Raw genomic sequence first — 10131 nt, 5'->3', positions numbered from 1 at the left:
CGGCGCATGGCGGCGCGCCTGGACTCGCCGCCGCCGCCCCCCGGCGCCGCGCCGCGGGCCGGCCCCTGGCGCAGCGAGTTGACCCGGCCGGCCTATCTGGACCGGGTGGCGCAGGTGCTGGCGTACATCCGCGCCGGCGACATCTACCAGGCCAACTTCACCCAGCGCTTCCTGGCCGACCGCCCGGCGCGCCTCGACCCGTACGCGCTCTACGAGCGGCTGCGCGCGCTGAACCCGGCGCCCTTCGCGGCCTACCTGCACTGCGGCCGCGGCCTGCGGATCGCCAGCGCCTCGCCGGAGCGCTTCGTCCGCCTGACCGCCGACGGCCGCATCGAGACCCGCCCCATCAAGGGCACGGCGCGCCGCCACGCCGACCCGGCCGCCGATGCCGCCGCCGCCGCGGCCCTGGCCGCCAGCCCCAAGGACCGGGCCGAGAACCTGATGATCACCGATCTCCTGCGCAACGACCTGGGCCGGGTGGCGCGGATCGGCAGCGTGCGGGTGCCGGTGCTCTACGGGCTGGAGAGCTTCGCCACGGTGCACCACCTGGTGTCGGTGGTGACGGCGGCGCTGCGCCCAGGCCTGGGGCCGGTGGACCTGCTGCGCGCCACCTGCCCCGGCGGCTCGATCACCGGCGCCCCGAAGATCCGCGCCATGGAGATCATCGACGCGCTGGAGGTGGCGCGCCGCGGCGCCTATTGCGGCTCGGTGGCGTGGATCGGCTTCGACGGGGCGATGGACAGCTCCATCGTCATCCGCACCCTGTCGGTCACCCCGGACGCGGTGGTGGCCCAGGCCGGCGGCGGCATCGTCGCCGATTCCGACCCGGCCGCCGAGCACGCGGAGATGATGCTGAAGGTCGGGACGCTGCTGCGGGCGCTGGAGGGCGGCTGAGCGCGCCGCCCCTGCCCATCACCCCTCCGGCGGCGCGGCCGTCAGCCGGTCGGCCAGGGCGCGGGCGGCCAGCGACAGGGGCCGGCCGGCCGGCCACACCAGGTACCAATGGCGCATCACCGGAAATCCGGCGACGTCCAGCTCGACCAGGCCGGCGCTGGACGCCACCGCCTGGCGCGGCACGATGGCCACGCCCAGCCCGCCCAGCACCGCCTGCTTGATCGCCTCGGTGCTGCCCAGCTCCATGCGCACGCGCGGCGCCAGCCCGTGGTCGGCCAGCAGCCGCTCCACCACCGTGCGGGTGCCGGAGCCGCGCTCGCGCAGCAGCAGCGGGCCCCCCGCCGCACCGCCCAGCGCCTCGGCCAGCGACACCCGGCGGCCGGCCAGCGGGTGAGCGTCCGGCGCCACCACCACCAGCGGGTTCTCCAGGAAGGCCACGCTCTCCACCGCCACGTCGTCGGGGGGATGGCCGAACACCGAGAGGTCGTCGGCGCCGCGGCGCAGCCGCGCCAGCACCTCCTCGCGGTTGGCCAGCACCAGCGCCACGTCGATGCCGGGATGGGCGGCGCAGAAGGGACCGAGCAGGCGCGGCAGGAAATACTCCGCCGAGGTCACCCCGGCCAGCCGCAGCCGGCCGCGCCGCAGCCCCTTCAGCGCGTCCACGGTCTGCTGGAACCGGGCCAGACCGTCGTCCAGCTCCCGGCTCAGCACCAGCAGCGCCTCGCCGGCCTCGGTCAGCCGCACCGTGCGCCCCGAGGTGTCGAACAGGGGAAGCCCCACGGCGTCGGCGATCTTGCGCATCTGGATCGACAGGGCGGGCTGGGTCAGGAACAGCGCGTCGGCGGCGCGGCTGAAACTGCCCAGCCGGGCGATCGCCTCGAAGGCGCGAAGCTGGCGGAAGGTCAGGTGCATCATAAGCTCCGGCTTATGAGAACTATATTATACTTTAATTTCCAATTATGGAAGGAGCGAACCATACTCGGCCCCAGGAGCAATCCCAACGACACCCAGCCAGGGAGGACGAGGATGGACGGCGGCGTCGAAACCAAGAAGCGCCAGGGGCGGTGGTCCGCCGGCGTGATGGAATACAAGGCCATGGGCTATTGGCAGCCGGACTACGAGCCGCGGGAGACCGACATCCTCTGCTGCTTCCGCATCACCCCCCAGGAGGGCGTCGACCCGATCGAGGCCGCGGCCGCGGTGGCGGGGGAGTCCTCCACCGCGACGTGGACGGTGTGCTGGACCGACCGGCTCACCACCTTCGAGAACTACCAGGCCAAGGCCTACCGGGTCGATCCGGTGCCGGGCGCGCCGGGAAGCTGGTTCGCCTTCATCGCCTACGACATCGACCTGTTCGAGGAGGGCTCGGTCACCAACGTCGCCGCCTCGATCATCGGCAACGTCTTCGGCTTCAAGCCGCTGAAGGCGCTGCGGCTGGAGGACATGCGGTTCCCGCTCGCCTACGTGAAGACCTTCCAGGGCCCGGCCACCGGGATCGTGGTGGAGCGCGAGCGCCTCGACAAGTTCGGCCGGCCGCTGCTCGGCGCGACCGTCAAGCCCAAGCTCGGCCTGTCGGGGCGCAACTACGGCCGGGTGGTGTACGAGGCGCTGAAGGGCGGGCTCGACTTCACCAAGGACGACGAGAACATCAACGACCAGTCCTTCATGCGCTGGCGCGACCGCTGGCTGTACGCGATGGAGGCGGTCAACAGCGCCGAGGCGCGCACCGGCGAGGTCAAGGGCCACTACCTCAACGTCACCGCCGGCGACATGGAGGCGATGTACGAGCGCGCCGAGTTCGCGCGCGAGCTGGGCAGCGCCATCATCATGATCGACCTGGTCGCCGGCTACACCGCCATGCAGTCGATGGCCAAGTGGTGCCGCCGCAACAACATGATGCTGCACCTGCACCGGGCCGGCCACAGCACCTACACCCGGCAGAAGAGCCACGGCATCAACTTCCGCGTCATCACCAAATGGGCGCGCCTGATCGGCGTCGACCACATCCACACCGGCACCGTCATCGGCAAGCTGGAAGGCGACCCGCACACGACCCGCAGCTACCTCGACAACTGCCGCGAGCGCTACGTGCCGACCGAGCTGCGCAACGGCGTCTTCTTCGACCAGGACTGGGGCAGCCTGCGCGGCATGATGCCGGTGGCGTCGGGCGGCATCCACGCCGGGCAGATGCACCAGCTCCTCGACATCTTCGGCGACGACGTGGTGCTGCAGTTCGGCGGCGGCACCATCGGCCATCCCGACGGCATCGCCGCCGGCGCCACCGCCAACCGGGTCGCCCTGGAGGCCATGGTGTTCGCCCGCAACGCCGGCCGCGACATCCTGGCCGAGGGGCCGGACATCCTGACCGACGCGGCGCGCGGCTGCGCCCCGCTGGCCGCCGCCCTGGAGACCTGGAAGGACGTCAGCTTCACCTACGCCTCCACCGACACCCCGGACTTCGTGCCCACCCCGTCGGTGGCGTGAGCCCGGCGGCGGCGCCGACCGACCGGAACCACCGGCCTCTTGGACCACCGGCCTCTTGGACCACCGGCCTTTTGCAAAAGGACCCCCGCACCATGATGCGACTGACCCAGGGCACCTTCTCGTTCCTGCCCGACCTCTCCGACGACCAGATCGAGTCCCAGGTGGGCTACGCGCTGGGCAGGGGGTGGCCGATCAGCGTCGAGTTCACCGACGACCCCCACCCCCGCAACACCTACTGGGACATGTGGGGCCAGCCCATGTTCGACCAGCAGGATTCCGCCCAGGTCATGGTGGCGCTGGACGAATGCCGCAAGACCCATCCCGGCAACTACATCCGCCTGGTCGCCTACGACCGCGGCGCCGGGCGCCAGACGGTGGCGCTCTCGTTCATCGCCCACCGCCCGCCCGGCGAGCCCGGCTTCCGCCTGGAGCGCCAGTCCGGCGCCGACCGCCGGGTGGCCTACCGGATGCACAGCTACGCCACCGACCGCCCGGCGGGCGAACGCTACGGGGCGTGACGAATGGACAGCGTGGTTCCGCCCCCCGACGACACGCCCCGCGCGGGGGCTGACGAGGCTCCCGGCGACGACATGGTGGTCGACCTCGCCGGGGCGCAGCGCGACGCCGGGATCGAGGCGATGCTCGGCCAGCTCGACCGCGAGCTGGTCGGGCTGGCCCCGGTGAAGACCCGCATCCGCGAAACCGCGGCGCTGCTGCTGGTGGACCGGCTGCGCCGCTCGGTCGGGCTGACCGGCGACCGGCCCAGCCTGCACCTGTGCTTCACCGGGCCGCCCGGCACCGGCAAGACCACGGTGGCCCAGCGCATGGGCACCATCCTGCACCGCCTCGGCTACATCCGGAAGGGCCACCTCGTCACCGTCACCCGCGACGACCTGGTGGGCCAGTACATCGGCCACACCGCGCCCAAGACCAAGGAGGTGCTGAAGCGCGCCATGGGCGGCGTGCTGTTCATCGACGAGGCCTACTACCTCTACCGGCCGGAGAACGAGCGCGACTACGGCCAGGAGGCCATCGAAATCCTCTTGCAGGCGATGGAGAACCAGCGCGACGATTTCGTCGTCATCCTCGCCGGCTACAAGGACCGCATGGACACCTTCTTCCAGTCGAACCCCGGGCTGTCGTCGCGCGTCGCCCACCACATCGATTTTCCGGACTACACCGTGGACGAGCTGATGGCGATCGCCGGGCTGATGCTCGACGCCCGCGGCTACCGCCTGGCGGCCGGCGCGGACACCGCGCTGCGCGCGTATCTGGAGCGCCGCCGCGCCCAGCCCCACTTCGCCAACGCGCGCTCCGTGCGCAACGCGCTGGACCGCGCCCGGCTGCGCCACGCCAACCGGCTGGTCGCCGCCGCCCAGGCGGACGCGTCGGGCACCGGCGGCGCGGTGACCCGCCGCGACCTCATGGAGATCGCCGAGTCCGACATCCGCGCCAGCCGCGTCTTCACGGCGGCGCCATGACCGGCCGGCCGATCGCCGCGGTGGTGTTCGACCTGGACGGGACGCTGGCGGACAGCGCGCCCGACCTGCAGGACGCCGTGAACCGCGTGCTGGGCGGGCTGGGTCGTCCGCCCCTCGACCTCGCCACCGTCCGCCGCTTCATCGGCGATGGCGCGGCGCGGCTGGTGGAGCGGGCGCTGGAGGCGACCGGCGGCGTTCCCGGCGGCGACGCCGGCCGCCACCTCCGCCGCTTCCTGGAGATCTACGAGGCCGACCCCAGCGCCCGCACCGCCCTCTACCCCGGCGTGGCGGAGACGCTGGCCACGCTGGCGGCGCAGGGGCTGCGGCTGGCGGTGTGCACCAACAAGCCGCTGGCGGCCACCACCCGCCTGCTCGCCGACCTCGGGCTGGCGGAGCGCTTCGCCGCGGTGGCTGGCGGCGACAGCTATGCCACCCGCAAGCCCTCGCCGGAGCCGCTGCTGGGGGTGCTGGGAATGCTCGGCGTGGCGCCGGCCGAGGCCGCCTTCGTCGGCGACAACGAGCACGACGTCGCCGCCGCCCGTGCCGCCGGGGTGGCGCGGGTGCATCTCATGGCCTACGGCTACGCGCGGGTGCCCCTGGACACCCTGCCCCACGACGGCGTGCTGGAGCGCTTCGCGCAGGTGATCGGCGCGGTCGCCGCGCCGCGCCCCATCGATCCCCGTCGGCTGTAGGCCCGGGCGCCGGTCGACGGATTGCCGGGCCGGCGCGGGTCCTCCAGCACGGGCCCTCCGGCACGCGGCCGCCCGCCCCTCTCGAACGCCCAGGCGTACAGCCCGCCGGGCGGCGGCATCGGCGACGCCCACGGAGGGGATCGACTTCTGCGCGCGTCAGGGCATTCTACCGGCTCGACGCGCCGCGGGGCCGGCCGCCCCGCCCAACCACCGGAGACGCCACCGTGAAGATCCTCCACCGCGACGACCAGACGTCGGCCCCCGGGCCGGCGGAGTACTTCACCGGCTCGGTCCGTATCGACAGCCAGTTCGCGGCGCCCGGCCCGGCGCGGGCCGCCGCCGCGGTCGTCACCTTCCAGCCCGGGGCGCGCACCGCCTGGCACACCCACCCGCTGGGCCAGCGCCTGCTGGTCACGTCGGGCGAAGGCTGGGTGCAGACGGCCGGCGGGCCGAAGCGCCTGGTGCGGGTGGGCGACACCGTGTGGTTCGACCCCGGCGAGAAGCACTGGCACGGCGCCACCGACCGCACGGCGATGACCCACGTTGCCGTCCAGGAGGCGCAGGACGGGTCCGCGGTGACCTGGATGGAGCACGTGTCCGACGAGGACTACCGGGCCGCGGTGTCGGAGCCGGCCTGACCGCGGACCTCGGACACCCCCATGCCCGACGCCACGGCCGGCGCCGGGCACCGGGCCGACGCGGTGCTGGCGATCGTGCTGACCGGCACCGCCCGCCGGACATCAGCAGTGCAGCTTCCAGCGGTAGGAGAACTGCCGCGGCGTCATGCCCAGCAGCTGGGCGGCGCGGGACTTGTTGCCCTGGCTGCGCCGCAGCGCCTCGCGCAGGGCCTCCGCGGGATGGGAACTCGCCGGCGCGTAGGGCCGCGCCTTGGCAAGCTCCGCGAAGGGGGCGGCGAGGGGCGCCGCCGCCCGCTCCGCCGCCACGCTCACGGGATGGGCGGCGCACGGCGCCATGTAGGCGTCGACGTCGCGGCTGTCCAGAACCGGCCTGTCGGCCAGCAGGACCATGCGCTCGATGACGTTGGAGAGCTGGCGGATGTTGCCCGGCCAGGGCAGGTCCTTCAGGCGCTCGATCGCCTCGTGGGTCAGGTTCACGTTGCGCTGGTTCTCCTGGTTGGTGCGGTTGACGAAATGGGTGACCAGCATCGGGATGTCGCCGGCGCGTTCCGCCAGGCTGGGCAGGCGGATGGGGATGACGTTGAGGCGGTAGAACAGGTCCTCGCGGAAGCGGCCCTGGCGCACGTCCCGCAGCAGGTCCCGGTTGGTGGCGGCCACCAGCCGCACATCGACGCGGATCTCGGCCTTCCCACCCAGCCGGGTGATGGTGCCCTCCTGCAGGGTGCGCAGCAGCTTGGTCTGCATCAGCAGCGGCATCTCGCCGATCTCGTCGAGGAAGATGGTGCCGCCGTCGGCCTGCTCGAACCAGCCGGCGCGGGCGAAGGCCGCCCCGGTGAAGGCGCCGCGCTCGTGACCGAACAGCTCGGATTCGAACAGGGTCTCGGGGATGGCCGCGCAGTTGACCTTGATGAACGGCTCCTCGCGGCGGTCGCTCGCCAGATGGAGGGCGCGGGCGAACAGCTCCTTGCCGGTGCCGGACTCGCCCAGCAGGAGCACGCTGGCCTGGGTGCGCGACACCCGCTCCAGCTCGGCGATGGCGCGCAGCAGGAGGGGCGACGTGCCGATGATGCCGTAGCGCGCGGTCGCCGTCTCCAGCGCCCGGGCCAGCAGCTCGTTGTGCTGCTCCAGCGCCCGGGTCTTCATGTCCAGCGTGGCGTTGAGGTGGAGGAGCTGGCCCACCAGCGTCGCCATGATCTGCAGGATCACCACGTCGTCCGACAGGGCGCGGGCGCGCCGGCGGATGCGGTGGCAGGCCAGCACGCCGACCGTCCGCCCGCCCGACTGGACCGGCGTGGCCAGGAAGCAGACCTGTTCCGGCGGCAGCCGCTCCCGCTTCACGGCGCGGCCGAGGAAGCTCGGCTCCTTGTCGATGTCCTGGATGATGACCAGCTGCTGGTCCACCAGCACCCGCCCGGTGATGCCCTCGCCGGGGTGGTAGCGCCCGCGGTCGATCTCCTCCCGCGTCAGGCCGTAGGCGTGCTTGATGCGGTAGAGCTTGCTGGGCGCGTCGTAGAGGACGATGCGCCCGCGGTTGAGGCCGAGCATCTCCGACAGCAGGTGCAGGATCTCCTGCAGCGTCCCGTCGAGCAGCAGGCCCTTGCCGATCTGCGACATCACCTGCTGGACGAGCAGCATCTCCTGGGTGCGCCAGAAGGCGGCGGAGCCTTCGGGATCACCGGCGGTGTCGCGGTCCGAGGCGGATCTCACCATGGGCGAAGCGGTCCCGCAGCGTGGCTGGCGCCGTCCCGCGGCGCCCCGGGCAGGGTAGCGCATCCGCCGCGCCCGCCAAAGGGTGCGCTCGACCGACCCCAGGCCGGCCCTACCGCTCGCGCACCCAGCCGAAGCGCTTGATGAAGGACAGGCAGACCGCGTCGAGGGCGAAGCCGATGGCCCCGATGACGATCACGAAGGCCGCCAGCCGGTCGTACTCCAGCGTGTCGCGCGCGTCGTTGATGGCGTAGCCGAGGCCGGAGGTCACGCCCAGGTACTCCGCCGGCACCAGGACGATCCACGCCACCCCCAGCGCCAGCCGGATGCCGGTGAGCACGTCCTGGGCGATGGCCGGCAGGATGATGACGGTCAGCACGTGCCACGGCCCGGCCCCGAGGTTGCGGGCGACCTTGAACCACGAGGGATCGACCTTGCGCAGGCCGTTGGCGGTGGCGAAGGTGACCGGCCACACCGCCGCCACCGCGATCAGGAAGACGATGGCGCCGTCCCAGCTGGCGAAGGCCAGCACCGCGACCGGCATCCACGACAGCGGGCTGATCATGCGCAGGAACTGGAAGGGCACGTGGGTGAGCTGGCGGAACCGCGGCACCCGGCCGGTCAGGATGCCGAGCGGAACGCCGATGACGACCGCCCAGCCGAGCCCGAGGGCGATGCGCTGCAGGCTGGGCCACGCGGCGTCCAGCACGGCGCCCGAGGCCGCCATGTCGAGCAGCGCCCGAACGGCCGGCGCCGGTGCGAAGCCGGCGAAGGACGCGGTGCGCGGGTTCGCGGCCACCACCTCGCCGCCCAGCCACCAGACGGCCAGCAGGATGAGGACACCGCCGGCGGGATAGGCGACGGCGCGCAGGGCCGCGGCGAGCAGGGCGCCCGCCGGGACCTCGGCGATCCGCGACCGCGCGCAGGAAAGGGATGCCCCGGCCATGCTCATAGCTTCACCACCTCCGTGCGGTCATAGGGGTCGCTGGGGTTGACGCTGCGGTCCTGCTTCCACTCCGGGTAGGTCTCCAGGGCGGTCTTGACGAAGTCGTAGTTCACCAGGTCCCGGGCGACCAGGTCGGGCGACACGCTGCCGAGGAAGGCGGTGTCGCCGCTGACCACGGTCTTGCCCATGGCCTCGACGATCATCCGGGTGGCGGAGGGGTAGGGCCAGGGCTGGAAGTCGATGCGGCCGTTGCCGAACTCCGCGGCGTTGCGGATCGCGTCGGGTTCGGCGTAGGCGTCGGCGTCGTAGTGGGTCATGGCGCGGGTCACCACCTCGGCCGGGACCGGCAGGTATCCGTCGCCGTCCCTGGACAGCAGCCGCGCCACCTCCGCCTTGTTCTGGGAGGCGAAGATCTCGGCGCGGACGATGGCGTTCATGACGCCCTGGGTCCACGCCTTGCGGTGCAGGGTGTCGTCCTCGTGCATGCAGACGACGCAGCAGGGATGGTTCTTCCAGATGTCGCCGGTGAAGCGCAGGACCTTGCCGCCCGCCTTCAGCTCGCCCAGGGCGTTGAACGGCTCGGCGACGATGTAGGCGTCGATCTTGCGCGAGGCCAGCGCCGGCGGCATGTCCGGCGGCGCCAGGACCTGGAGGTTGCACTCGGTCGCGGCGACCGTCTCGCCCTCGCCCTTGATGACCGGGGTGATGCCGGCCGCGCGCAGGGCCATCTGCAGCACGATGTTGTGCATCGAGTACCAATAGGGCACCGCCACCTGCTTGCCGCCGAGGCCGGCGAAGGAGGTGATCCCGGTGTCCTTGCCGACCACCACGGCGGACCCGTTGGTGTGGGCCCAGGCCATGATCTTGACCGGCACGTTGTTGTTGTAGCGCATCCACACCGGGATCGGCTTGAGCAGGTGCACGAGGTTGAACTTGCGCGCCGCGAAGCTCTCCACCAGCGGCGACCAGCCGCGGATCAGCGTCGGCGTCTCGGCGTCGAGCCCCTCGTCCTTGAAGAAGCCCTTGGCGTGGGCGACGAGGAGCGCCGTCGCGTCGGTGATCGGCAGGTAGCCGATGCGCACCTTGTCGTCGGCGGGGGCCTGGGCCCGCGCCCCGCCGCCCGGCAGCGTCGCCAGCCAGGCGGCAAGGCCGCCGGCCGCCAGCATGTCCAGCGAGCGCCGGCGCGACACCGGCGCGTGGAACAGGGAGGAGGAATGGTCGAGGCCGACCTGTTCGCATTTCTCACACATCACGTGCCCTTCCGTCGTTGTGGGTGTCTGCAATCGTTG

General features: G+C 72.4%; 10 protein-coding genes. 6 read left to right on the top strand and 4 right to left on the bottom strand.

Annotated features, from left to right (window positions below):
- The coding region (locus AC6H2I_RS13865; RefSeq protein ID WP_497501240.1) for an anthranilate synthase component I family protein at positions 1 to 894 on the top strand (894 nt) is incomplete at its 5' end.
- A gap of 18 nt (positions 895 to 912) precedes the next feature.
- Here AC6H2I_RS13865 and AC6H2I_RS13860 read toward each other — a convergent pair.
- Positions 913 to 1806 (bottom strand): LysR substrate-binding domain-containing protein, encoded by an 894-nt coding sequence (locus AC6H2I_RS13860; protein WP_497501239.1) that lies wholly within the window; start codon positions 1804 to 1806, stop codon positions 913 to 915.
- A 114-nt stretch (positions 1807 to 1920) separates the two neighbouring features.
- On the opposite strand from AC6H2I_RS13860, the gene AC6H2I_RS13855 reads away from it, so the two are divergent.
- From AC6H2I_RS13855 to AC6H2I_RS13835, 5 genes are all read left to right on the top strand, one after another.
- On the top strand, positions 1921 to 3378 hold the full coding sequence (locus tag AC6H2I_RS13855; protein ID WP_497501238.1) for a form I ribulose bisphosphate carboxylase large subunit: 1458 nt from the start codon (positions 1921 to 1923) through the stop codon (positions 3376 to 3378).
- A 92-nt stretch (positions 3379 to 3470) separates the two neighbouring features.
- Entirely contained in the window at positions 3471 to 3896 is a 426-nt protein-coding gene (locus AC6H2I_RS13850) for a ribulose bisphosphate carboxylase small subunit (protein WP_497501237.1), read from the top strand.
- A 3-nt stretch (positions 3897 to 3899) separates the two neighbouring features.
- Complete coding sequence (gene cbbX, locus AC6H2I_RS13845) at positions 3900 to 4859, top strand: CbbX protein (RefSeq protein ID WP_497501236.1); 960 nt, start codon at positions 3900 to 3902, stop codon at positions 4857 to 4859.
- Complete coding sequence (gene gph, locus AC6H2I_RS13840) at positions 4856 to 5551, top strand: phosphoglycolate phosphatase (RefSeq protein WP_497501235.1); 696 nt, start codon at positions 4856 to 4858, stop codon at positions 5549 to 5551. Before cbbX ends, gph begins: the two co-directional genes overlap by 4 nt.
- A 224-nt stretch (positions 5552 to 5775) precedes the next feature.
- Positions 5776 to 6189 (top strand): (R)-mandelonitrile lyase, encoded by a 414-nt coding sequence (locus AC6H2I_RS13835; protein WP_497501234.1) that lies wholly within the window; start codon positions 5776 to 5778, stop codon positions 6187 to 6189.
- A gap of 102 nt (positions 6190 to 6291) precedes the next feature.
- On the opposite strand, the gene AC6H2I_RS13830 is transcribed toward AC6H2I_RS13835, so the two are convergent.
- From AC6H2I_RS13830 to AC6H2I_RS13820, 3 genes are all read right to left on the bottom strand, one after another.
- Complete coding sequence (locus tag AC6H2I_RS13830) at positions 6292 to 7899, bottom strand: sigma-54-dependent Fis family transcriptional regulator (protein WP_497501233.1); 1608 nt, start codon at positions 7897 to 7899, stop codon at positions 6292 to 6294.
- Between the two features lie 109 nt (positions 7900 to 8008).
- Complete coding sequence (locus tag AC6H2I_RS13825) at positions 8009 to 8848, bottom strand: ABC transporter permease (protein ID WP_497501232.1); 840 nt, start codon at positions 8846 to 8848, stop codon at positions 8009 to 8011.
- Positions 8845 to 10092, bottom strand: coding sequence for an ABC transporter substrate-binding protein (locus AC6H2I_RS13820; protein ID WP_497501241.1), 1248 nt, complete (start codon positions 10090 to 10092; stop codon positions 8845 to 8847). The genes AC6H2I_RS13825 and AC6H2I_RS13820 overlap by 4 nt, the downstream gene beginning before the upstream one ends.
- Positions 10093 to 10131 lie beyond the last annotated feature (39 nt).

The organism is Azospirillum sp. NS33 (assembly GCF_059703765.1).
This window is presented reverse-complemented; position numbering and strand designations above follow the sequence as displayed.

Bases quoted from the DNA above. Each gene is read 5' to 3' on its own strand.
- cbbX (WP_497501236.1), top strand. From the start codon at position 3,900: ATGGACAGCGTGGTTCCGCCCCCCGACGACACGCCCCGCGCGGGGGCT.
- AC6H2I_RS13855 (WP_497501238.1), top strand. From the start codon at position 1,921: ATGGACGGCGGCGTCGAAACCAAGAAGCGCCAGGGGCGGTGGTCCGCC.
- AC6H2I_RS13825 (WP_497501232.1), bottom strand. From the start codon at position 8,848: ATGAGCATGGCCGGGGCATCCCTTTCCTGCGCGCGGTCGCGGATCGCC.
- AC6H2I_RS13820 (WP_497501241.1), bottom strand. From the start codon at position 10,092: ATGTGTGAGAAATGCGAACAGGTCGGCCTCGACCATTCCTCCTCCCTG.
- AC6H2I_RS13850 (WP_497501237.1), top strand. From the start codon at position 3,471: ATGATGCGACTGACCCAGGGCACCTTCTCGTTCCTGCCCGACCTCTCC.
- AC6H2I_RS13830 (WP_497501233.1), bottom strand. From the start codon at position 7,899: ATGGTGAGATCCGCCTCGGACCGCGACACCGCCGGTGATCCCGAAGGC.
- AC6H2I_RS13860 (WP_497501239.1), bottom strand. From the start codon at position 1,806: ATGCACCTGACCTTCCGCCAGCTTCGCGCCTTCGAGGCGATCGCCCGG.
- gph (WP_497501235.1), top strand. From the start codon at position 4,856: ATGACCGGCCGGCCGATCGCCGCGGTGGTGTTCGACCTGGACGGGACG.